Source organism: Echinicola pacifica DSM 19836 (assembly GCF_000373245.1).
GTDB classification, from domain to species: Bacteria; Bacteroidota; Bacteroidia; order Cytophagales; family Cyclobacteriaceae; genus Echinicola; species Echinicola pacifica.
Genome location: NZ_KB890750.1, coordinates 663,613 through 687,333, shown reverse-complemented (window position 1 = coordinate 687,333; position 23,721 = coordinate 663,613). Strand labels below are relative to the sequence as shown.

At 41.5% G+C, this 23,721-nt stretch carries 20 protein-coding genes; 16 read left to right on the top strand and 4 right to left on the bottom strand.

Going from position 1 to position 23,721, the window contains the following annotated elements; genetic code table 11:
• Nucleotides 1-233: 233 nt before the first annotated feature.
• Nucleotides 234-1,718, top strand: coding sequence for a Gfo/Idh/MocA family oxidoreductase (locus B050_RS0113390; RefSeq protein ID WP_018474443.1), 1,485 nt, complete (start codon nt 234-236; stop codon nt 1,716-1,718).
• A 59-nt stretch (nt 1,719-1,777) separates the two neighbouring features.
• Here the strand turns inward: B050_RS0113390 and B050_RS0113385 are convergent, their stop codons facing one another.
• Nucleotides 1,778-2,680 (bottom strand): PepSY-like domain-containing protein, encoded by a 903-nt coding sequence (locus B050_RS0113385; protein ID WP_018474442.1) that lies wholly within the window; start codon nt 2,678-2,680, stop codon nt 1,778-1,780.
• A gap of 469 nt (nt 2,681-3,149) precedes the next feature.
• On the opposite strand from B050_RS0113385, the gene B050_RS0113380 reads away from it, so the two are divergent.
• From B050_RS0113380 to B050_RS0113365, 4 genes are all read left to right on the top strand, one after another.
• Nucleotides 3,150-3,944, top strand: coding sequence for an SDR family NAD(P)-dependent oxidoreductase (locus tag B050_RS0113380; protein WP_026235875.1), 795 nt, complete (start codon nt 3,150-3,152; stop codon nt 3,942-3,944).
• A 10-nt stretch (nt 3,945-3,954) separates the two neighbouring features.
• Nucleotides 3,955-4,566: a short chain dehydrogenase gene (locus B050_RS0113375; protein ID WP_018474440.1), complete on the top strand. Its 612-nt coding sequence runs from the start codon at nt 3,955-3,957 to the stop codon at nt 4,564-4,566.
• Nucleotides 4,559-5,506 (top strand): aldo/keto reductase, encoded by a 948-nt coding sequence (locus tag B050_RS0113370; RefSeq protein ID WP_018474439.1) that lies wholly within the window; start codon nt 4,559-4,561, stop codon nt 5,504-5,506. Before B050_RS0113375 ends, B050_RS0113370 begins: the two co-directional genes overlap by 8 nt.
• Nucleotides 5,507-6,320: 814 nt before the next feature.
• Entirely contained in the window at nt 6,321-6,848 is a 528-nt protein-coding gene (locus B050_RS0113365; RefSeq protein ID WP_018474438.1) for a hypothetical protein, read from the top strand.
• A gap of 326 nt (nt 6,849-7,174) precedes the next feature.
• On the opposite strand, the gene B050_RS0113355 is transcribed toward B050_RS0113365, so the two are convergent.
• Complete coding sequence (locus B050_RS0113355) at nt 7,175-8,800, bottom strand: hypothetical protein (RefSeq protein ID WP_157492788.1); 1,626 nt, start codon at nt 8,798-8,800, stop codon at nt 7,175-7,177.
• Nucleotides 8,801-8,922: 122 nt separating this feature from the next.
• Between B050_RS0113355 and B050_RS0113350 the strand changes: the two genes are divergently transcribed.
• Nucleotides 8,923-9,849: a helix-turn-helix transcriptional regulator gene (locus tag B050_RS0113350; RefSeq protein ID WP_018474435.1), complete on the top strand. Its 927-nt coding sequence runs from the start codon at nt 8,923-8,925 to the stop codon at nt 9,847-9,849.
• A 31-nt stretch (nt 9,850-9,880) separates the two neighbouring features.
• Here the strand turns inward: B050_RS0113350 and B050_RS0113345 are convergent, their stop codons facing one another.
• The gene (locus tag B050_RS0113345) at nt 9,881-10,459 is read right to left on the bottom strand and encodes a DUF4377 domain-containing protein (RefSeq protein WP_157492787.1); all 579 of its coding nucleotides are present in this window, start codon (nt 10,457-10,459) and stop codon (nt 9,881-9,883) included.
• A 381-nt stretch (nt 10,460-10,840) separates the two neighbouring features.
• Here B050_RS0113345 and B050_RS0113335 point away from each other — a divergent pair, with 381 nt between their 5' ends.
• Nucleotides 10,841-12,316, top strand: a complete 1,476-nt coding sequence (locus B050_RS0113335; protein ID WP_018474432.1) for a S10 family peptidase — start codon at nt 10,841-10,843, stop codon at nt 12,314-12,316.
• Nucleotides 12,317-12,358: 42 nt separating this feature from the next.
• Here B050_RS0113335 and B050_RS0113330 read toward each other — a convergent pair whose 3' ends face one another.
• The gene (locus B050_RS0113330; protein WP_018474431.1) at nt 12,359-13,255 is read right to left on the bottom strand and encodes a tRNA glutamyl-Q synthetase; all 897 of its coding nucleotides are present in this window, start codon (nt 13,253-13,255) and stop codon (nt 12,359-12,361) included.
• A gap of 320 nt (nt 13,256-13,575) precedes the next feature.
• Between B050_RS0113330 and B050_RS0113325 the strand changes: the two genes are divergently transcribed.
• From B050_RS0113325 to B050_RS0113285, 9 genes are all read left to right on the top strand, one after another.
• The gene (locus tag B050_RS0113325) at nt 13,576-14,319 is read left to right on the top strand and encodes an NYN domain-containing protein (RefSeq protein ID WP_026235874.1); all 744 of its coding nucleotides are present in this window, start codon (nt 13,576-13,578) and stop codon (nt 14,317-14,319) included.
• A gap of 181 nt (nt 14,320-14,500) precedes the next feature.
• On the top strand, nt 14,501-15,298 hold the full coding sequence (locus tag B050_RS0113320; protein WP_026235873.1) for a M48 family metallopeptidase: 798 nt from the start codon (nt 14,501-14,503) through the stop codon (nt 15,296-15,298).
• A 558-nt stretch (nt 15,299-15,856) separates the two neighbouring features.
• Nucleotides 15,857-16,570, top strand: a complete 714-nt coding sequence (locus B050_RS0113315) for a Crp/Fnr family transcriptional regulator (protein ID WP_189458049.1) — start codon at nt 15,857-15,859, stop codon at nt 16,568-16,570.
• A gap of 552 nt (nt 16,571-17,122) precedes the next feature.
• A complete protein-coding gene (locus tag B050_RS22475; protein WP_157492786.1) occupies nt 17,123-17,746 on the top strand; it encodes a hypothetical protein in 624 nt (207 codons plus the stop codon).
• Nucleotides 17,747-17,823: 77 nt separating this feature from the next.
• Nucleotides 17,824-20,253: a heavy metal translocating P-type ATPase gene (locus B050_RS0113305; protein ID WP_026235871.1), complete on the top strand. Its 2,430-nt coding sequence runs from the start codon at nt 17,824-17,826 to the stop codon at nt 20,251-20,253.
• The gene (gene ccoS / locus B050_RS0113300) at nt 20,244-20,432 is read left to right on the top strand and encodes a cbb3-type cytochrome oxidase assembly protein CcoS (RefSeq protein ID WP_018474425.1); all 189 of its coding nucleotides are present in this window, start codon (nt 20,244-20,246) and stop codon (nt 20,430-20,432) included. The genes B050_RS0113305 and ccoS overlap by 10 nt, the downstream gene beginning before the upstream one ends.
• A 5-nt stretch (nt 20,433-20,437) precedes the next feature.
• Nucleotides 20,438-22,591, top strand: a complete 2,154-nt coding sequence (gene ccoN, locus B050_RS0113295) for a cytochrome-c oxidase, cbb3-type subunit I (RefSeq protein ID WP_018474424.1) — start codon at nt 20,438-20,440, stop codon at nt 22,589-22,591.
• Between the two features lie 12 nt (nt 22,592-22,603).
• On the top strand, nt 22,604-22,789 hold the full coding sequence (locus tag B050_RS0113290; RefSeq protein WP_018474423.1) for a hypothetical protein: 186 nt from the start codon (nt 22,604-22,606) through the stop codon (nt 22,787-22,789).
• Nucleotides 22,782-23,717 carry a cbb3-type cytochrome c oxidase N-terminal domain-containing protein gene (locus B050_RS0113285; RefSeq protein WP_044202358.1) on the top strand — a complete coding sequence of 312 codons (936 nt, stop codon included), beginning with the start codon at nt 22,782-22,784 and terminating at the stop codon, nt 23,715-23,717. The genes B050_RS0113290 and B050_RS0113285 overlap by 8 nt, the downstream gene beginning before the upstream one ends.
• Nucleotides 23,718-23,721 lie beyond the last annotated feature (4 nt).

The following is a 23,721-nucleotide window of genomic DNA, read 5'->3' as shown; positions in this document are numbered from 1 at the left end:
ATCAATGGCTTTTTATAGGTTTTATTTGAAATAAAATGAATAAAATAGCTATTTTTAAAAAACTGTCTAAAACTTAACTGTAGGCTATATCGGTTTATCTTGTTTCCTGATCAGTATTTATTAGTACGAAGCATAAGGTACTATTTACACCTTGAGGTGTCAAACAAACGATAGCCAAATGGGAGCTTTAGTCAATTCATGAGTAAGCCTATAGTATTAACCTAAATTAAATTATGAAAAAAACTGATAAAAAGACATTGCCAAGCACCGCTGGAGAACAAAGAAGGGATTTTTTGAAGAAAGGCGCCTTAGCAATGGGGGCGATCAGCATAGTGCCGAGCCATGTTCTATTTTCCAAGCCTGCCTTACGGGATAGGGAAGGGAAAATCATCCGTGCCGCATCTGTGGTACCGAGTGATAAGGTGAATATCGCGTGTATTGGCATCGGAAACAGAGGTGGTCAGGTGATCAATGCTATTCAAGCTACCGGACTGGCTAATGTCGTGGCCTTATGTGACACCGATATGGGCGCTCCACATACCACAGAAATTATTGGTAAGTTCCCGAAAGCCAAGAAATACCAGGATTTCAGAGATATGTTTGACGAGATCAGCGGCGAGTTTGACGCAGTTACCGTTGGAACTCCTGATTTTAGCCATTTTCCTATCACCATAGAGGCTATGGCTGCTGGCAAAGGCGTGTATGTAGAAAAACCTCTGGCGAGAACTTTCCAGGAAAACGAACTGCTGATGAAAGCAGCAGATAAATATGGCGTGGTAACTCAAATGGGAAACCAAGGCCACTCTGAAGCCAATTATTTCCAGTTCAAAGCTTGGGTGGATGCTGGCATCATTAAGGATGTGACCGATATTACCTGTCATATGAATAGCCGTCGTAGATGGCATGGCTGGGATACTTCCATGACTAAGTTCCCCGCTGGACAGCCTATTCCTTCTACTTTAGATTGGGATACCTGGTTGACCACCGCACAATTCCATGAATATAATGAAGACTATATCAATGGCCAATGGAGATGTTGGTATGACTTCGGTATGGGAGCCTTGGGTGACTGGGGAGCACATATCATGGATACCTTCCACCAATTCCTGGACCTTGGATTACCCTATGAGGTGGATCCGGTTATGCTGGAAGGCCATAATCCTTTATTCTACCCACAATCCAGCACCTTGGACTTCAAATTCCCGAAACGTGGTAATATGCCGAAGGTCAATGTAACCTGGTATGATGGAGTGGATAATGTACCTGAGGTGCCAGAAGGATACGGTACTTCTGAACTGGACGCAGATATTCCTGCAGCTAGCACAGGCAAGATCCAACCTGCAAAACTCAATCCAGGGAAAATTATTTACAGCAAGGACTTGACCTTCAAAGGTGGATCTCATGGAAGTACTCTTTCCATTATCCCTAAGGAAAAAGCGAGGGAAATGAAAGGCAAGCTTCCAGATGTGCCTAAAAGCCCTTCTGATCATTTTGCCAATTTCCTTCTGGCTTGTAAAGGCGAAGAAGAAACGCGCTCTCCATTCTCCATCTCTGGCCCACTGAGCCAGGTGTTTACCTTGGGCACCATTGCTCAACGCCTAAATACCAAATTGAAATTTGACAGAGACAAAAAAGTGATCACTAATAATAAAGTTGCTAATGAACTTCTGGTAGGTCCGCCACCTAGAAAAGGCTGGGAACAATATTATAAAGTATAAAACAATAAAAGGCTGCTCCCCACAGGAAGCAGCCTTTATTTTTATATCCTTTTTAGACTTTAAGATACGCCGATGAATGTACCATCGGTACGGTATTTAATATCCTTATCAGTGGTAGTTTCTATCGTGATGATGGTGCCGGTAATTTCTACCTCTTCTATTTTCTCATTTGGATAGTTGGTAGAGAAATGACTGGTTATCGACTCAGGTAATACTCCTTCAAAATAGCTAATAGTCAAAGGTGTAGTTTCTGCTTCAATAGAGGTCCAGCTGCCTTCTTTATTGAATTCAATGGAAATACCTTCGGCGGTTTTTACCTCGTAATAGTCTTCCAAATCATTGTCGGTGCTTTGGTAAACCTTAGGATTAGCACTTTCAGTGATTCCTAAATCTGCCAGTATTTGCTGGGAAGACGCTGGCAACTGGCCATAAGTGATGCTCATTTTGTCATCATGGCTGTCCACATCATAATAATCCGGCTTGTGCTGACCAATATACATTCCCTCAGCATCGAAGTATAACTCAATTTCAGATGGCTCTAGCTCCACTTCATATCCTGTATAGCCGGTATTGCCAAACCTCTCTCTATCCACATTGTCAATGACCTGGTTAGGGTGATTCTGAGAAATATAATCCGTCATACTTACCGGAAGTACCCCATCAGGGATCTGGCCATTATTACTATCAATCTCCACCCAATCACCTTCTTGATTGTATTCTATCTCCACACCATTGCTAAGGCGCACTTCATAATACCCGTCATCATCGGGGTCCGGACTGGTCTTTTTGGATGCAGTAGTTACCGTCTCGGCGGAGAAGTAAGTGGTAAGGAATGCCACAGAATTCTCTGGCAATTCCGTGGTAGGAATTACAATTTCAGGATTAAGATCATCATCCTCTACACAAGAGAGCGTAAGTCCTAAGCCAAGTACAGCAAGTAATTTTATAGGTAAGTATTTCATATGTTGTTAGAATTATGTTCAGTTCTATGCTTCGAATGCTTAAGGATTAACGGAGAAGGTTATATTAGGTTTTTTCATATAAAACCTCCTGATTATTCCAGGTATGGTGATTTTTAGCAGCGGTTTAGTGTGATTATTTGGGTTTTTTAAGATAGGTTAGATGGTTTAAGTTTTTTGGTCGAAATAATATTTGGTGCTTAAGATTAGGTTTTTTGACCTAAATATGATTTATATCATGTTTTTTAGGTAGGCTGCTACCTTTAGGGATGGGATTTTGAGTATAGGAGGAATTTTTAATCATCAATATTTTATGACCCTGAAACCTTCTATGGCTTGTTCTTTGAGGTAAAGGGCTACTTATAAAGGATAAAAGAATCAGGGAAAGGTTATTTTATAGAATTCCCTACAGTAAAAATGTCTATTGATTCAGATAATCCTTATTTATTTCAAAATCAAACCTAATAAACTTATGGATTTACAACTCACAGGAAAGAAAGCTTTGGTGACGGGATCGACCGCTGGTATAGGCTATGAGATAGCTTTAGCATTGGCAGAGGAGGGGGCAGAGGTGATTATCAATGGTCGCAAGTCAAAAGATGTCGAGAAGATGGTCACCGAACTCAAAGCAAAGTCTGGAAATACTGCTATTTCAGGGGTTGCGGCGGATTTCAGTAAGGTGGAAGAAATCAATGCTTTGATCAGAGCGGTCCCTCAGGTGGATATATTGATTAATAATGTGGGGATATTTGAGCAAGTGGATTTTGGTGAGATTACTGATGAGCAGTGGCAGGAGGTTTTTGATATCAATGTGATGAGCGGAATAAGGCTCAGTAGGGCATATTTTTCAAAGATGCTTTCACAGGATTGGGGTCGCATCATCTTTATAAGTAGTGAGTCGGGACTTAATATTCCCTCGGAGATGGTTCATTATGGGATGAGTAAGACTGCGCAATTATCGATCAGCAGAGGACTGGCAAAACTCAGTAAAGGGACCAACGTCACCGTAAACAGTGTGCTTCCTGGTCCCACCTGGAGTCGTGCCAATAGGAAAGCCATCGCTGAACAGGTCAAAGAAGAAGGGAAATCAGAAAAGCAGGTGCTCCGGGAGTTCTTTGAGGAGCGTCGTCCATCCTCACTTATTCAGCGATTTGCAGAGCCCAGAGAAGTGGCGACCATGGTGGCCTATATTGCAAGCCCACTCTCCTCTGCTACTAATGGTGCTGCGCTGCGTGTGGATGGTGGAATTGTAAATTCAATACTATAAATCTATACTTATGAAAATAGTAATAGTTGGTGGGGAGGGCATTATTGGCAAAGCCCTTCAGGATAAGCTTTCTGATGCGGATGAGCTGCTTATTGCGGGTAGGTCTAGTGGAGAGTATAGGGTGGATTTTACGGATGAGAACTCTGTATCAGCCTTCTTTTCATCCATCGGTATGGTGGATGCAGTTATTGTAACGGCAGGATCTGCGCCCTTTAAGGCTTTGGAGGAGATGACTACACAGGATTTTGAGGCAGGGCTAAAGAGCAAGCTCATGGGCCAGGTGAATATCGCCTTGCATGCAATTAATAATATTCGGCCGGGAGGCTCCATTACCCTGACTTCTGGGGTGCTCGCCGAGGATCCCATCCCGTCTGGAGCCGCCCTGAGCATGGTTAATCAAGCTGTCAATGGCTTTGTAATAGGAGCCTATGGTGAATTGATTAAGAAAGGAATCCGCATTAATGCAGTAAGCCCCGCGCTGGTGGAGGATTCCTACGAAAAACTCAAAGATCAGTTTCCTGGTCATATACCAGCTCCTATGGGGGAGGTGGCCATGGCCTATCTCAAGAGTATCAAAGGAATAATAACTGGACAAATCATAAAAGTAGGATATAATGGATAAGAAAAAATTAGGCAATACAAATTTGACCACCGCACCCATTGTCTTTGGATGCAATGTTTTTGGATGGACACTCGATGAAAATGAATCGTTTCGAATGTTGGATGAACTAGTGGGGATGGGTCTGAACACCCTCGATACCGCGGATGTATATTCTAGCTGGGTACCCGGAAATAAAGGTGGGGAGTCCGAGACTATAATTGGCAAGTGGCTGAAGCAATCTGGTAATCGGGATAAAGTAAATATCATCACAAAGGTAGGCTCTGATATGGGCCAGGGGCATAAGGACATTGGTAGGAAATACATTGCAGAGGCTGTAGAGGCTTCATTACGCCGGCTTCAAATAGATCATATTGACTTATACCTCACCCATTGGGATGATGAGCGTACTCCGGTGGAGGAGACACTAGGAGCTTATGCGGAACTGATCAAGGCTGGTAAGGTCGGCGCGATTGGTGCTTCTAACCTTAGCCCCGAGCGACTTCAGGAAAGTCTGGACGCTAGCAAAAAGGAGGGCTTGCCTAAATATGAGGTTTTTCAGCCTGAATACAATTTGCTAGAGAGGGAAGGTTATGAGTCAGGACTTGCTGAGATATGTACTAAAGAAAACCTGGGGGTAATAAGTTATTTTTCCCTTGCTAGTGGCTTCCTGACAGGGAAGTACAGGACAAAGGATGATTTTGATAAGAGTGTGCGGGGAGGTGGAATGAATAAGTATCTGGATGAGCGCGGGCTGAAAATTTTGAAATCTCTGGATGAGTTAGCCGCCAAGCATAGTGTTTCCCAGGCTGCTATCGCTTTAGGATGGTTGATAAATAGTGATCTGGTAACTGCTCCTATCGCCAGTGCCACCAAGAGTAGCCATCTAAAGGCATTTAGAGAAGCCATAAGCCTTCGGTTAGAGACTGAGGACGTAGAGCTACTCGATAAAGCTTCAAGCTAAGTACAGGCTGCTGAGAGAAGGTCATCTATTTCTGGGGGAGTAGATGACCTTCTCTTTTATTTTTCCGCCTGATAGTTTTCTGTTGGCCCACCACTTTTCAAATCATCTCCTAAGATGCAGTTCCCCAGACCTAGTCTCAACTAGAGTGGTGAATCAAGCAAATTAGATTTTCCTAGCCTTAGGATTCGATAGAAAGTGGATAGGGTAGGGATTAGGAGTTTATTAGCGGGCTAACATCCTGAATGGTAATGAAATGAGCCATTCAATAATGGAGAAAATTCCCGATACGGCAAATCCTAAGAGCCGGAAAGGTAGTAATATTAACCAAATTATAGGGTAAAAGACCAAAACGAACAGTGCTATTGGCCAACAGATTACCAGTAGAATAAACCAAACAATCAGGCTAATGAATAATTTCATAGTTATTTAATAATAGATGAATTGGATTTCACAATAGCCAAATTCCTTGCCAACAGGCTTAAGCTCCCATTAGGGCGTTTGGAGTGAATTTTACTGTATCATTTTAGGACAGTTCGCTCATTATTCCTGTACGTGAATGAACAAAATTGCCCCATTTTTTCACAAGAATATTTCCTGTGTTTTAACTGCTATTTTAGGGCTTTGCTTCACGGAAAAATTCTGTTTTTTACTGTAAAAATAGTGAGTTATTTTAGGTGAATTTCGCAATTATTGGATGCTGAGCATTTTAGGGGTTATTTCCTAAAGGACATAGTTATTTATATATAAATGTTTTTTAAATACATAAAAACGTTGTATATTTGTATATCGAAAAATTCTAAAATATTCAAAGTCTATGAGAATCGCATTTTTAAAATCTATTGTGTTATTTGCACTGGTAGGCGTATTTTCTTCCTGTTCGGAGGATTTAGAGGACCTAGTTACGCCACCAGAGGTTGAAGGAGTTTGGGAGTTACAAAGCCATTCTTATACGATCAAATCAACGGTCATGAAAGATGGAGAAACCATAACATTATCTAATAGTGGAATGGCAACTGACAACACCTTACAATTGACGATAATGAAGGATCCTGACGAGTTTCTAGCAGAAGGTTTCTATCTGATTGAAGCCCCTGCGGATTTGGAAGGTACCACCATGAAACCAATTTTCCCTTTTGAAAATGTTCATAAGAGAGGAACATGGATCATGGATAATGAGAAATTTATTTTTGACTATGGAGGAATCCCTCCAATCGAGGCTGATATAATCAATTTTTCTGATACTCAATTAAAAGTATCCTTTACTCTAACAGTACCTGGAGACGTGGATGGCCATACTAGCCAAAATACCGTGGATGGAGTTTATACTTTCATCAAGAAGTAAAACCCTAATTATCCCTAAAACAAAAACCTTTTTGAATTTTGAAAATTCTATTTTTATCCACCTTGAGAGAGGTGGATTTTTTTTTGCCCTGCAAGTTAAACACCAGAAGCTTGGAGTCCCAAGTAAGGTGTTGGCACAAACCATCAGTGGCTGACAGGGATGTTTTGGCGACCTGAAATATGAAAACAGCCTAAGATAATAATTCCTTCAGCACCAAAATCTTTCATGGATGCGTCGGTTTTGGATACAGCAATTTAGACAGACTAGGTGTTGGTGGCTTAAATCATAAGTAGAGGGAATTGTTTAAGGCTGATTACGGCTAAATCTTACTGCATTTCGGCACCAAAGGTGCTGGTATTGTCAGGGAAGGTAGGTAGCGTAATGGTTTTTTTCAAATGATATATGCTTACCCACGGATCTTCGTGCTTTTTCAGCCAACTATAATTGTACTTTATTCCAAATTTTTGCAACTGCGAAAGCAAGGAGTTGTCCTGAGGAGTGATTTCGGAAAGATAAGAATAGGTAAACACATAAAATTCTTCCTGCAGATCGTCTGCCTCTATTTTCTCCTCAAGCGCAGTGATATCCAATAGCGGTAATTCTGCAATTGGGCTATGAAAAATCAATGGTGCGGCCTGGCACAGCAGGGCATGAGTGATAATAGGGGTGTTTTCGCCACTTTCCGCAATCGTCTCCTTAAGCATACTTACCATATGCTCATACTGTTTTTCCTCCTTGACGGTCCATTCAGCGTAGATGGTGGTGAATACCAATATTGAGGCAATACCTGCCACCTGCAATTTTGGACGCTTAAATAAAAAGCATGCTGCAATTCCAGAATAAAACAGTCCATATTGCCAACTCACCAAGGCGAAGGAAACCACCGCTGCAAAACATATCCATAATAAGACGAATCTCTTCCAAAAATAATGACTGGTCCACCGCTTGATCTCTAAGGCAATATTTACACTAAGGCTGGGAATCAAGATGATCAGGTGTCGGGGATTGAGATGTATCGGATTGTAAAATGAAAAACTGGTGGACATAAATAAGAATCCCAGCAATAGGCATAATGAACTTACCGCAAAAACAAAGTGAAGTTCCTTAGGGTTTTTCAATGCCCGAAGAATACCCGGGACAGCAAGAATGATCCATATCCAATAGGTTCTAGATATAAAAATCATCAATGGACGATAACTCACACGGCTAAATATAGTGCCTACGGACTTGTCATAATAAGAAAACTCACCTATATAATGCGCCTCATTGATGCTTATAAACTTATAAAAGGGGTCATCATAAAATAGATAAAAGTATCCAAAATAGATCAGCCCAAATAATATTGTAAAGGCGGCGAGATGAATATAAAACACCAATGAACGCTTATGATAAAAATCGAAAACCAAGAGCACCAAAGGGAGGGGTAGCAAGTAAATGATGGTTTCCTTTGTATTCATTCCCATCCAAAAGCCTAAGGCTACTAATAAAGCAGCAACCATCGGCTTATAACCCCTGCGATAGAGTGCTGCAGGGATTAGGGTAACCCATAGCAGTAAGGCTGAATCTGGAAAAACTTGATTGATAAAATGAATTAAATACACATTAGTAGTAAAAAACACTACCAATGTGATCCGCATAAATCGTTCGGGTAAAAGGAAATATAAAATACTTAAGCTTCCGCAGGTGTAAATCAATGAGGCTAGAGACCCCAGATGATCACTGAAATTAAAAATATAGAGCAATAAACCAGGCAGCCAGAAGGCCCCCCATCTCAAACTAAAGTTGTCAGGCTCGGGATTTGGGATTCCAGCAAACAAATTATAGCCAAAGTGCAGATAGGAAATATCATCACTAAAAGCGGGGCCAGTGTATCCCAACCACCACAATGAGGTGAGGAATAGTATTCCAACAATCAGGGGAGAGTCTTTACTAACTATAGATTCCTTTGACATTTTGATTTTTCTATCCCAGTACAACTGATGGGTTGATGTTTTGTTTAGTATGACAATTTGTGTCTCAAATATGGGGCGATAGCAAAAATCTATTAAATTGCGTTTGAATTTAATCTCATAAAATGGAAACAAAAAGCGTAGAGCAACAAAAAATATTAAGAGTTTTTAAGCTGATCAACCTTTTACGCTCTTCAGTAGGCAAACCAGTAACTCGTTTGGCAGAATCCTTGGGGACCGATAAGCGTACAGTGTATCGATATTTTCAGTTGCTGGAGGGCATGGGGTTTACCATTGAGAAGGAATTCGGTAAATTCAAGATTTCCGAGCAGGTGGAGGAGGGCAGGAACTCACTTTTTGGGGTATTTACGGAGGAGGAAGCGACCTTTTTGATGGGGGTCTTGAATCGAACCTCTAATAAAAACCTGCTCAAACATAGCATTATCCAAAAGGTAAGGCTAAAGTCTGAGCTGGAGCAGAGTGCCGGACATTTATTCAGCGCAAACCTTGGGCTGTTTGTAGATACAATCGCTGAGGCCATCAAAAGTAAAACGCAGATTGTGCTACGTGATTATTATTCGCTAAGCAGTGACTCGGTGAGCGATCGGCTGATAGAGCCCGTAGTATTTACCAATAATTACGATGCAGTATATGCTTTTGAAATCGCTTCACGGGGAATGAAGACTTTTAAACTGGAGCGGATAAGTGAAATATACCTGACTGGGAAAAAGAATAAATACGAGAAACTTCATGAACCCCTAAAGCAGGGATTATTTGGATTTACCGGTACTGATCAATTCCATGTACGGCTAAAGCTTAGCAAGAAAGCCTATCAACTCCTACTGGAAGAGCATCCTGATGCGAAGCCCTTTGTGCAAGTAGAAGACCGTCAGGATTATATTTTTGAAGGTAAGGTGCCAAATTTACCTGGAATCGCGCGTTTTATATTGGGACTGCCAGGAGAAATTGTTGTGGAAGAGGGGGATGAGTTGATTGCCTATTTAAAAGAGCAAATAAAAAAGGCTGAATTTACATTTTCAGCCTTTGATTGATCAGTAAAGTAAAAGTATAAACTGTGGTAGTTTACTTTAGCTGGATTAATCTAATATTTTCATTGTCCTCATGGCGAAAAACCCCCGTCACCTCATTATTAGTGTTTAGAGCTTCCTCCAATTCCTGACAATCATCAAAGCAGAAAATGTGTAGTTTTCCTAACAACGAATAACCTGATCCGCTATTGTGCGAAACCAAATTATTAGGCTCAAAATTTTCAGACTTTAATGGGATTTCGAAAGTCTCCGTTTCAGTAACCTTGGTTTCTTTGATGGTGTACAAATAATGGTACTTAATCATATAAGCCTCCAAATCTTCATCATACTCCTGAGCTTTCTTAATTTCTATTTCATAATTCACTCCCATAGTATAATCAAAGCCCTCAATGGCGTCGATGGGAACCAAAGTCCATTCGTCTTTTCCCTTCTGATGTTCAAATTGCACCTGAAGAGCTAAACTGCCCATACTGGTCTCATCATCAACAATTATCGAAGGATAATGTTTAATATATACAGTTTCATTTTTTTCTAATTGCTGGTCAAAGCAAGAAACCAAAGAAAAAGTAAGAATGCCCAGTAAAAATATAGACAGTAAAAGGCGGAACTTCATAGGTAAGAGATTTTTAAAATTTAAATCGAACATTAATTTCTATTGAGGGGGGAAAGGTGGTTTAATCTAAAACACTTTTCTCCAGACCATTTTTCCCGAAGGAAGACTAATTGCGGATGGATCAATAAAAGTGCCATTATTTGTGAATTCTGAGTGGAACACACTCGATTTGAGGGTGATTGGTCGATTTTGAAGGGTGAGATTGGTTAATTTTATGATAAATGGCATAAAAAAATCAATTTTGGTGATTTTCTTCATTGACCGATGGAGCGATTTTTCCCCATTTTGGGTGATATGGGGAATAGGACCTTACATGGGCGGTATTGCTTCCTAATGCCTTTTATATCTACCTTAACTGTCTAAACCCGAATAGTATATTTTATGAAAACAATTATTTACTCGATTGCCCTATTTATATGCAACTTATACTTTCTAAATGCGCAACAACTGCTGTCATCAGATAGCAGTGCGACGAGTGAGCATCAGTTGAAAGTCAATGGCAAAACCATCTCTTATACCGCCACGGTGGGTACCCAGCCCGTTTGGGACAAAACAGGAAAGGAAGTAGCCTATTTATTTTACACTTATTATCAACGGCAGGGAGTCAGCAATCTTGAGCAACGTCCCCTGGTAATCTCCTTCAATGGAGGTCCGGGTTCGGCATCCATCTGGATGCATATTGCCTATACCGGGCCAGTAGTTCTGAATATTGACGAGGAGGGATACCCCTTGCAGCCCTATGGGGTGAAGGATAATCCCCATTCGATTTTGGATGTGGCGGATATCGTATATATAGATCCTGTAAATACTGGATATTCTAGGATTACAGACAAAGAGGCGGATCGTAGCCAGTTCTTTGGGGTAAACAGTGATATCGATTACCTTTCCGAATGGGTAAGGACCTTTGTAAATCGTCAAAAACGCTGGGCCAGCCCCAAGTTCCTCATTGGGGAGAGTTATGGCACCACTCGCGTGTCTGGCATGGCCAATCGATTACAGGAAAGTCATTGGATGTTTTTTAACGGAGTGATCTTGGTTTCTCCGACGGACTTGGGGATCGATAGAGAAGGGCCAGTTCAGGCAGCCAATTATTTGCCTTATTATACTGCCACGGCTTGGTATCATAAGCAGCTTGACCCAAGCCTTCAAAGTAAAGATTTGGAGGAAATATTGCCTGAAGTGGAGCTATTTACAAGAAAGGAGCTGGTACCGGCCCTGATGATGGGCGGATTTATGGATTCAGCAGAGAAAGAACGATTGGCAAAGCAGATGGCTCATTATTCAGGATTAAGCCAAAAGGTGATTTTGGAACATAATCTGATGGTTCCTACTTCCTTTTTCTGGAAAGATTTGCTGAGGGATGAAGGCCTGACGGTTGGAAGACTTGACAGCAGGTATAAAGGTATCGATCGAGCAGATAAGGGCGATCGATTTGATCATGATCCCGCCCTGTCGAGTTGGAATCATGCCTTTGCGCCAGCATTTAATCATTATATGAATCATAAGCTCCAGTTTAACACAGACATAGAGTACAATCTTTTTGGCCCTGTGCATCCTTGGGATCGCTCTGGAGATCGTACCGGTGAAAATCTACGGGCTGCTATGGCTCAGAATCCCTACCTAAATGTCATGATCCAATCTGGCTATTATGATGGTGGTACGGACTATTTCAACGCCAAATATTCTATGTGGCAGATGGATCCAAGTGGTAAACTTAAAGATAGACTGCTGTGGAAAGGCTATAGAAGTGGGCATATGATGTACCTGCGAGAGGAAGATCTCGCCAATGCCAATGAAGACATCAGGCAGTTTATCCTTAATTCACTACCCGAAGATAGCCAAGCTGCAAAATACTAATATATTAATAGTCCTAAACCGGGGTTTCAACCGGTTTAGGACTTATTTTTTTGAATGATAAGCTTGAATGAACTCTGTCAAATTTCCAATAGGGTCTTGAAAGCCCATATACTGACCTAGTTGTCTGTAGATGGCTTGCTTTGTCTGACCGGATTCTCTCATCGTTTTTATAGAACTAGCCCCTTCACTTTTAGAGAGCTTCCTGCCAGAGGGGGCTTTTACCAAATCATGATGATGGAAATTAGTCGAGTGAAAACTGTTTGCAGGAATCAGTTCACTAAGATACAGTTGCGCCAGTGTGGAGTCATACAGATCCTTACCTCTTATTATGATATTGGTACCAAAATGGATATCGTCCACCAGGGAGGCCAGCTGATAAGAGGGAGACTTATCCTTTTTGCGGATAACAAAGTCAGTAATTTGGGCGGGCAGAATAGACTTGAAAGGTTGATTCTCTTCTATTATTTGTATTTCTGCAGTATTATCGGTCTTTAGTCTCCAATTTACATTTTCCGCCTCAAGAGGTAGCGATTTAGTTCTGCATATTTGGGGATAGCTTCCCTTATTTGATTGGGCATTGATCTTTTTTCTGGAGCAATCGCATGCATAAAGTAAGTCATTTGCTTTGAGCTGATTGATGGCCTCCGCATATAATGGAAATCGATGGATTTGGGAGTATTCTTGCCGGAATTCTGTTTTGTTTTTTGGTCCCAGGTCCACAGGGATTTCTAAGAAGTCCAGGCAGTCAAAGATGTCGTCCAAATATTCTTCCCTGAGCCTTCCCTGATCGAGATCATCAATTCTTAGCATGATTTTGGCCTGATGCTTTTGGGCTATAGAATGGGTGATTACAAAGGATAGGATATTTCCTATATGCAAAAAACCACTGGGTGTTGGAGCAATTCGCGTGAGGGTAATATCGGGAGAAAATGGATTCATAGGTCAATAGCGAGGCATTTTGTCCCTTTAGGTCTTTAAGAATAGGGGATAGGAGAAATGTTTTATGTTCTTATTTTACCCTAAATATATTACCTTGATGAGACACTAGGGCTTGCTTTTCGAATTCTAATATAATAAAAGAGCCTGTCCTGATGATAATAGTGGTAAGAATTAATGGCTGGAAAATAATGATGGATCCTACTTTTTTCCGTTGGCTGTCACTATATATAGGTTAGGAAACTAGGATAAATCGATGAATGAAGGCTTGCAGACCTATGGTCGCTAGAAAAGAATATAATAAGAAGAGAAAAAATAAATACATGGAAACTGAATTGAAGCTGGCAGTATTAATAGATGCCGATAATATACCCTCCCATTATGTAAAAGAAATGATGGAGGAGATTGCCAAATATGGCAATCCCACAGTGAAAAGAATCTATGGGGACTGGACCCAACCGCAGCTGGGGAAATGGAAGGCCGTATTATTAGAAAATGCCGTCACTCCGATGCAGCAGTACAGCTATACCACTGGCAAGAACGCCACGGATTCCGCGATGATCATTGATGCGATGGATATTTTATATTCCGGAAAGGTGGATGGATTCTGCCTGGTGTCCAGTGATAGTGATTTTACCAAATTGGCGACACGACTGAGAGAGGCTAGTATGAAGGTAATCGGAATTGGCGAAAAAAAGACGCCTGCTCCCTTTATTGCAGCCTGCGATAAGTTTATCTACTTAGAAGTCCTTCATAAAGAGCAAAAGCCAGAAGGTGGAAAGTCAGCTACGCCAGGACAAAATAAATCGGCCAAGGTGGACAATATCACCGCCAAGGTGATCCGCTTGATCTCCAATACCATTTCCGATTGTGAGGATGAGGATGGATGGGCATTCCTTGGTGATGTCGGAAATCTACTTCAGAAGAAACAACCTAATTTTGACCCTAGAAACTTCGGGTTTAATAAGCTTACTCCAATGATTGGCTCCATTCCTCAATTTGAAATAGAGCAAAGGGAAAACTCCAGAGGCAAGCATAAGCATATCTATGTCCGTAATAAGGGTTGATATTTTGGGGTCGAAGGGTATGAAATTGTAGGACAATAGTATTTATCCTTTAAATTCCATTAGATTTGCAGGCTTAAAAATATCCATTTGGGAAGTGTTAAAGATTAGCTCTGGCATTCTTTTTGGTTATTTAGGCTTATAATGTTTTTATACACGGATCTAACTTACAATCATTAATAGCATGTTTAAGAGGATAACTTTACTTTTACTTACCGGATTAATCGTTTATGGTTGCGCCACGGTGCCACTCAGCGGTAGGAAGCAGCTGAGCTTAGTGGACAATTCAGAAGTTTTACCCATGGCTTTTCAGCAATATAATGAGGTGAAAACCGAAAGTAAAATCGTAACGAACACCGCCGATGGTGAAAGTGTCGTTCGGGTGGGCAAGAGGATTGCCGCTGCTGTGGAGACTTATTTAAATGCCAATAATTACGGGAATTTGCTGGACGGCTTTCAGTGGGAGTTCAATCTAATTCAGGATGACCAGGTAAACGCATGGTGTATGCCGGGCGGCAAAGTAGCCTTTTATACAGGTATTTTGCCTATATGTCAGGATGATGCAGGTATCGCTGTGGTGATGGGCCATGAGGTGGCTCATGCTATCGCCAGTCACTCCAGAGAACGGATGTCTCAAGGAATGGTGGCCAATGGCCTGCTTGGTGGTTTGCAAGGAGCAATGGGACAAAATCCTACGCTTACCCAAAACCTATTTATGCAGGCCGTGGGCATGGGAAGCCAGATCGGAATGCTGAAATTCTCCAGAGACCAGGAGCTTGAAGCGGATCAGCTAGGCTTGATTTTTATGGCTATGGCCGGTTATGACCCTAGGGAAGCACCGGAATTCTGGCAAAGAATGGAATCTAATAGCGGTGGTGAAACTCCTCCAGAATTCCTTTCCACTCACCCAGGTCCTGGACGTAGAATGGAAGATCTTCAAAAACAAATGCCTGATGCATTGAAATATTACGAGAAGCAATAGGCTTTCACCCTAATTCCATTTATCCGGGAGTTTATAAGGGGATCATTATAAGTATCGAATTAAAATTTGATTCAAATAACTATAGATTTTTTTACCAAGAATTGACATAAGTTTAAGGCTGAGGATTTATTTCTTCAGCCTTTTTTTATGCGCAGAAACGGTGAATTCTTATTCGGCCTTAATTTTCATAGGTGATGGATTGGAATACGTTGGTAGGTTTGAAAGGACTTATTCGGTATCAATCCCTAAAGGAAAACAGGTTTATAAAGGGTGAGCCCTTAATAAACTGCCCAGTTATCCCAGATTAGTGAGTATTTAATGGTATATTCGATAGGTAAATCAGACCAGTGCTAAGCTGGTTTCTGGTAAATTGCTGAATGCAAGTTTGACGAATTAGAATTCATTCATTTTTTATAAGTTTAATAATCATTTGAGAGGGATCGGTGAGGGGATATCGTGGATGATTTTCCTTTTATTTTATAAAGTATGACAAAAATCATCTTTTTGTTGGTGGTTTAATCAGTTACTTTGTAACAATCACTCATAAAATTAATAATCATGAAGGAAAAAAACACCCCCTGTGAACTTTGTTTAAGTAGGAAATTTTCCTTGTTTTCTGGTTTGGCAGATGAACATCTGTGTAGCTTGACAGAAAATAAAAATTTAATTTCCCATAAGAAGGGTCAAATCCTTTTTTATGAGGGAACAAAGCCTTTGGGGGTTTTCTGCATAAGTTCAGGGATAGTGAAGGTGTTCAAGACCGCTTCCAATGGGAAAGAACAAATTATTCGCTTAGCCCAAAAAGGGGACTTTTTAGGTTATACATCCTTATTGGGCGAGGAGGTTTATTCTTCCACCGCCACCATCGTAGAGGATGCTAAAATTTGCTTCATTCCCAAAGAGACGTTTTTGGAAATCATGTCCAAAGACAATACTTTCCATCAGCGTCTTACCAAATCCGTATGTCAATCCTTAGGCTTGATGGAAGCCCAGCTGACTGATGCGACTCAAAAGACCATCCGTGAACGATTGGCTTTTACCCTTATCAAACTTTGCGATTCCTATGGCATTGAGGGAGGGGTAGATTCCACCATTGATATTGTACTGACCAGGGAAGAGATCGCCGGTCTCGTAGGCACGGCCACCGAAACTGTCATCCGACTACTTTCAGAATTGAAAAAAGATCAAATGATAGCCTTTGAAGGAAAGAAAATCAAAGTGCTTGACCGCAATGGTTTGGCGCGTTTATCGGATTTTTATAATCACTCTTAAGGTAAATCCATCTGGATCCATTTGTCCAAAAACAATTTTAAGCTAGATAGTATCTACACTATTTAACAGTTGAGTTGGGTCTTATGTACTTCAAGCTTCCCATCCCTGGTCAATCAGTTTGGATTGGTGGAGAGGAAAATAGCTTTATTTGTTAGAGCTATTTTCCAGACCTAAGAGAGCTACTTTTTTGCCCCATTATTTATTACTCCAATACCTTTAGCTTAATAGCTCTTCGATCTGATGATAAATCGGAAAATGACTATATATTTTTTTAATAATTCCTCACTTTCTGACAATCAATATTAAGGTTTAAAATAGCCGACTTTGCTTAAGAGTTTAGGGTGATGAGTTTTTGGAAGACTATACTGATTGGGTAGTGGGAGGGTAAAGACTTGAATAGAAGATGAATAAATCAAACGTTTGAAAATTGACTATTTTTTTAAGCAATGAAATACAAAAAACAAATGATTATTGTCATGTTTTGAAGTTACCCTTGTCATGAGTAGTCTCTATGGGTAAAAGTATATTTGTCCTATATACACCAACTAACCCATGAAAAACACTTTACTTTTATTGGATAACCTTTCTCAAGGGCGCTGTATCCCTATCTACAAGGGTAAATTACCCATGGATGTGACCATAGAGGATTTTTTTAGGCTGATGGACATCAGTCGATATGAGGTGGATCTCAAAATGATTTTAATGAATCTTCCGCATATCATTTCTTGGTTAAAAAATAAAAAGAATTTTCTGCCGCTGAGTGAAGCTAAAAACCAGGTCCCAATTATTTGGTACGATCAGGTGATTAATTTCGATAAGATATTGATTCATTATGATGGCTCGGAGAATTCTGCTTTGATTATTCATCATTTTATGGAAGAGATGAAGGAGCAGCTGTCGAATAGCAGTGTGACGATTATCTCTCCACGCTCCCTTCCAAAGTACAGGTTAGCGGATGAGCAAGCCTTGGTAAAATCCATTCAGGAGTATGCGAAAGAAACCAGTTTTATAAAATTGAACTTTTCAAAAATCGGAGAATTTTGGTCTTATGCCATCAAACATGATTTTAAGTTGCTATTAACCTCCAAATCCTACCAGGATGATTTGCTCAAAATGATGATGCATTTCGATAATCAAGGCATATGGGGAAAGCGGCTATCATTTTATTTAGGATAAGAAATTATTGTTAATAAGTGTATTTGGTTTATAAATATGTTTATTTTTATTTATATTAAGAATATAATATTCTAAGTATGACCAAAATTAAGGAAAAGAGTATTGCATTGTGTTTTCATTGTGGTGAATCATGTGCAACAGATTTTTTACTTCATGACCAAAAGCATTTCTGTTGTACCGGATGTAAGTTAGTCTATGAGGTATTGCAGGATAATGACCTTATGAGTTACTATGAATATGCAAATCAGCCCGGCACCAGGAAATCCGATCAGCACGATTCCAATGCTAAATTCGATTATCTGGAGGAACCAGAGGTCATTCAGAAGTTGGTCAGCTTCCAAAATGAAGAGGAGATGCATGTGGTATTTGAGGTACCAGCTATACACTGTGTGAGTTGTATCTGGCTGCTGGAGCATTTATCTTCATTGCAGTCCGGGATCCGTTCCTCAAGGGTGAATTTTGTCAAAAAAGAATGCAAAATTAAATTTTCACCAAGCACAATATCCTTAAAAGAGGTCGTGCAGCTATTAAGTAAGATAGGGTATGAACCACACCTGAAATTATCTGCACTGAGTGATCGCAAAACCAAGCGAGTTACCAATCCGCTAATTGTCAAAATTGCCGTTGCAGGCTTTTGTTTTGGCAATATGATGTTTTTTAGTCTTCCAGAATATTTCAATGAGGCGGCCTTATTAGGAGATTCATTTTCCAATTTGTTTTCCTATTTGAATTTTGCTCTTGCCATTCCAGTGTTGTTTTTTTCAGGAAATGACTATTTTATTTCTGCTTGGACCGCTATAAAGAGGTTCCAAATCAATATGGATGTACCCATTGCCTTGGGGATGGTGGCCTTATTTTCTTATAGTTTTTATATGCTGCTAGTAGGAGGGCTTGGTTATTTTGATTCTCTGGGAGGCTTGGTTTTTTTCCTTTTGATCGGGAAATATTACCAACAAAAGACCTTTGACAATTTATCCTTTGATAGGGATTATAAGTCGTATTTTCCATTGTCGGTGGTTCGCATCAGCGCTCAGGGGAATGAAGAGGTTATTTCTCTGCCTAAGATTAAAGTTGGGGATTTGATTGTAGTGAAAAACGCTGAATTAATTCCTGCTGATGCGATATTGCTGGAAGGGGAAGCCTGGATAGATTATAGTTTTGTGACAGGGGAGGAAGAGCCTGTACGAGTAAAATGTGGAGAAACCATCTATGCAGGAGGTCGGCAGACGGGAGCGGTCATCCAGCTGAAAGTAGAGAAAGAGCCTTCTCAGGGCTATCTGACAGATTTGTGGAATGACAGCAGTTTTGCAGAAAGTACCAAGGAGCAAAAGATCAATCTCACCAATCAGATTAGTGGCTGGTTTACCTTTGCCATTCTTCTGATCGCCTCCATATCCCTGATCTATTGGTGGTCCTATGATATTTCTGTAGCGATTCAGGTATTTACCAGTGTGTTGATTGTGGCATGTCCTTGTGCCTTGGCATTATCAGCTCCCTTTACTTTGGGGAATACGCTTAGGGTGTTCGGTGCGAATAGATTTTACCTCAAAAATGGCCAGGTGATAGAGGACCTGGCAGGCATAGACGCCTATATATTTGATAAGACAGGTACCCTCACGGATCCTCAGGAAAGTGAGGTCCTTTACGTAGGTAGTGAGCTGTCTGAGGAGGAGCTTCAAGTGATCAAGTCGATGGTAAGGGAGTCTGCTCATCCGCTAAGCAGAAGATTGGACCGCAAGCTTAGCATAGATCCTGTGGCTCTCAATGAAACAAAAGAAACCGCCGGTAAGGGTCTGGAAGCCCACTATAATAATCAGAATTTTCGCTTGGGATCCTCCAGCTGGGTGTCGGCAAGGCGCTTGATTGATCATCCCGAAGTGGGCTCAAGGGTGTATATAAGCATTAATGGGGAGGTAAGAGGCTATTATACTTTTTCGAATAACCTCCGACAGGGCGTAGCTGAATTGGTGAGCGGAGTGAAGGCGGATGGGAGCGTCCATATCCTATCAGGGGATCATGGATCCGAGCGGGGAATGTTAGAGCAGTTTTTTGGGAAGGACCTAGAGATGAATTTTAATCAAAGTCCCAAGGACAAATTAGAATATATCCGCCAGCTGAATGAATCTGGTTCTCATACGCTCATGCTTGGGGATGGGCTCAATGATGCGGGGGCTTTATATGAAAGCAGGGTAGGGATCGCGATATGCGAGACCAGCACCAACTTCAGTCCGGCGAGTGACGCGATTTTAGATTCCAGTGCCATAGATAAGTTGCCAGCGTTTCTGAGGATGGCTAAGGACAGCAAGCGGATCATTATGCTCAGTTTTGCCCTTAGTTTTCTCTATAATGTGGTGGGTCTGAGTCTGGCCGTTCAAGGGATGGTAAGTCCAGTATTCTGTGCGATACTAATGCCGCTGAGTAGTATTTCAGTGGTAATATTTACGAGTTTGATGGTAAAGGTAAAAGCCAGTCAACGAGGTCTTAATCCCAATTGGTTATGGAAATAATTTTTGTGCTGATCGCAATAAGTTTAGTCTTAGCGATCTCATTTTTGATTCTCTTTATTCGAGCATTGCGGAGTGGGCAGTATGATGATACCTATACGCCATCGGTGCGGATATTATTTGATAAATCTAAAAAGAAAAAATCAACACTAACGGAAGATAATACAACTAAAAACGAGTAAACACTATGTCAGAACCATTACTTGAGAAGTTCAGTTACGATAATAAGATCGTAAAATACTTTGGGGTTGCCACTATTGCCTGGGGAGTGATAGGGATGTTGGTGGGTATATTGGCCGCCACGCAGCTATTTCTTCCTGAGGCAAATTTGGGAAATCCCTATACCACTTTTGGTAGGATAAGGCCTTTGCACACGAATGCTGTAATTTTCGCTTTTGTGGGAAATGCTATTTTTGCAGGAATATACTATTCCATGCCGCGTTTATTGAAAGCGCGAATGTACAGTGATGCCCTGAGTTGGATAAACTTCTGGGGCTGGCAGCTGATCATTCTTTCGGCGGTTATTACTTTGCCGCTAGGCCTTACCTCCTCCAAGGAGTATGCCGAACTGGAGTGGCCAATTGATATTGCCATTGCGGTGATATGGGTTGCTTTTGGAGCGAATATGATAGGGACCCTGATCAAGCGTCGGGAGCGCCATATGTATGTAGCCATTTGGTTCTATTTAGCTTCCTTTGTGACGGTGGCGGTGCTTCATATTTTCAATTCCTTGGCACTTCCTGTATCCATGTTTAAGAGTTATTCTGCTTATGCAGGTGTTCAGGATGCGCTAGTTCAGTGGTGGTACGGGCATAATGCTGTAGCTTTTTTCTTGACCACGCCTTATTTGGGATTGATGTATTATTTTCTTCCAAAGGCAGCGAATCGGCCGGTTTATTCCTATAAGCTATCGATCGTCCACTTTTGGGCACTGATATTTATCTATATCTGGGCTGGACCTCACCATTTGCTTTATACTGCCCTGCCTAACTGGGCACAGGTATTAGGAATTGCCTTTTCCATTATGCTATTAGCCCCTTCCTGGGGTGGGATGGTCAATGGTTTACTGACCTTAAGAGGAGCCTGGGACAAGGTACGAGTGGATCCTGTTCTGAAATTCATGGTGGTAGCCGTGACCGCTTATGGTATGGCAACACTTGAGGGACCCTTATTATCCCTGAAAAATGTCAACGCCATTGCCCATTATACCGATTGGATAGTGGCCCACGTTCATATTGGTGGCTTAGGATGGAATGGTTTCCTGACCTTTGGTATGCTTTATTGGCTATGGCCAAGAATGTGGGACACCAAATTGTATTCTACCAAACTGGCCAATACTCACTTCTGGCTGGGGACTTTGGGGATTTTATTCTATGCCCTGCCTATGTATGTGGCCGCCCTTACTCAGAGTTTGATGTGGAAGGAGTTTAATGAAATGGGAAGACTTGCCTATCCAAACTTCCTGGAGACCACCTTGGAAATTGTTCCTATGTATATGCTTAGGGCTTTTGGCGGGGTATTATACCTGAGTGGTACACTTATCATGATTTTCAATCTTTATAAGACTTCCCAAATGGGAGAGTTTGTGGCTGAGGAGTATGATGAAGCAGCCCCACTTAGCAAGCCGGTTAAGAATAAAAATGAATACTGGCATCATGTATGGGAAAGAAAGCCAATTTTCTTTACTGTTCTGGCGACCATTGCCATTCTTATCGGGGGGGCAATAGAGATTATCCCTACCATATTAATCAAATCAAATGTGCCGACCATCAGCCACGTCAAACCTTATACTCCACTAGAGTTGCAGGGCAGGGACTTGTATATCTCCAATGGCTGCGTAGGTTGTCACTCCCAGATGATACGTCCATTCCGGTCAGAGACCGAGCGATATGGTGAGTATTCTAAGGCAGGAGAATTTGTCTATGACCGCCCCTTCCTATGGGGATCCAAGCGTACTGGTCCTGATCTGCATAGGGTAGGAAGGAAATATCCGGACAGCTGGCATTACCACCATATGATGGACCCGCGCACCATGTCTCCAGGCTCCACGATGCCGGCTTATTCATGGATGATCACTAATATCATGGATCATGAGGATCTCCCCGCAAAGATAAGAACCTTGCAAAAGCTAGGGATACCTTATCCTGAAGGATATGCGGATGAAGAAGCCATGAAGGACCTGGATCTTCAAGCTATGGAGATCGCAAATGGGCTGAAATCTGAGAATATTGAAGTGCTGCCTCATTCCGAAATCGTCGCTCTAATAGCCTATTTGCAGAGATTAGGGACCGATATAAAGAAAACGACAGGGGAGGACACTGGAATAACTTCTAAATATTAAATACCATTTGATATGCAAAAAGAAATTTTGAAATCGATAGAGAACATAGAGATATATCCGATAATCTCCCTGCTGGTTTTTGTGTTGTTTTTTGTTGGAATGGGGATATGGGTATTTCGAGTAGATAGAAAATACATAGACCATATGAAGTCCCTGCCAATGGATGAGAAGCCTAAAACGAATAATAGCCATGAATAAACTCTTAACATATATAGTATCGTTAGTCCTGGTATTAATGAGCAATGCCTCCTTTGCTAGACAGGATACCACGGGTAGCGTGACGGAAAGTCTCAGTGGATTAGGGGCTGGAGAATGGGCACTACTGCTTATGATAGGTGTCGTATTGTTTATTTTGGTGGTTTTATTGCTGCTGATGATTTACCTGCTGTCTTTCTTACAGACCGTGATGCAGCGAAGCAATCCTGCCCTGGCGGAGGAGCCTAGCTGGTGGGAGAACTTCAAGAATAAATTTGTAACCGGGGATATGACACCCGTCGAGGATGAAGAGGAGATCATGCTGGAGCATAATTACGATGGCATACGTGAACTTGATAATTATATGCCTCCATGGTTACGGTACCTGTTTTCTAGCACGCTTATTATTGCCCTAGGCTATATGTTTTATTACTCAGGATGGGGATGGGGCATGACTCCACTCGAGGAGTATGAGTCGGAGCTAGCCATAGAGGCCGTTGCTGCGGAGGAGCGCAAGTCCATGGCCCTAGCCTCAATCGATGAAACCAATGTGGCCTATGATCAGTCCGATGCTGTATTGTCTGTAGGGGCGTCCATCTATAATGCCAACTGCGTAGCCTGCCATGCGGCAGATGGTGGTGGCGGAGTAGGTCCGAATTTTACCGATGAATATTGGCTACATGGCGGAAGTATTCACGATGTGTTTAAAACGGTCAAATATGGTGTTCCTGAAAAAGGAATGATCCCTTGGCAAGATCAGCTCAGCCCTGAAGAAATCATGCAGGTGTCTAACTTCATCTTATCACTAAAAGGAAAACCTTCTGCAAATCCTAAAGAGCCGCAAGGCGAAATCTATACACCTGAGGAAATTCCCGAGATGGAAGATGCCAGCAGTCCGGCAGATTCTACCCTCATGGTTTCTTCCTTATAATTGA